This window comes from Metabacillus sp. 84 (assembly GCF_050107715.1).
Lineage (GTDB): Bacteria > Bacillota > Bacilli > Bacillales > Bacillaceae > Metabacillus_B.
This window is the reverse complement of sequence record NZ_JBNILN010000041.1, coordinates 1-255: the sequence shown is the minus strand read 5'-3', so window position 1 is coordinate 255 and position 255 is coordinate 1. Positions and strand designations below refer to the sequence as shown.

Sequence of the window (255 nt, the reverse complement as noted above, 5' to 3'; positions counted from 1 at the left end):
CAAAAATCAAAGGAGTGACTTCTAAAAAGTTGAGAGAGGAATTTCCTCACCTTCAACACTTGCCGAGTCTATGGACACGTTCCTATTTTGTTTCTACCGCAGGAAATGTGTCGAGTGAAACGATAAATCGTTATGTCGAACAACAAAAAACAAGGGGGTGAATGATCTGTCACAAACCATCACAGTCAAAATCAAATTGCTTCCTACAAAAGAACAGGCTTCTATCTTATGCAATATGAGCAAAGAGTATATTGA

At 38.0% G+C, this 255-nt stretch carries 1 protein-coding gene and 1 pseudogene; both read left to right on the top strand.

All coding sequences use genetic code 11. From position 1 onward, the window contains the following. The coding region (locus ACQCV8_RS20230; RefSeq protein WP_426847226.1) for a transposase at positions 1–161 on the top strand (161 nt) is incomplete at its 5' end. Positions 162–166: 5 nt separating this feature from the next. Beyond that, positions 167–255 (top strand): annotated as a pseudogene (locus ACQCV8_RS20225) (transposase); the annotation flags it as partial.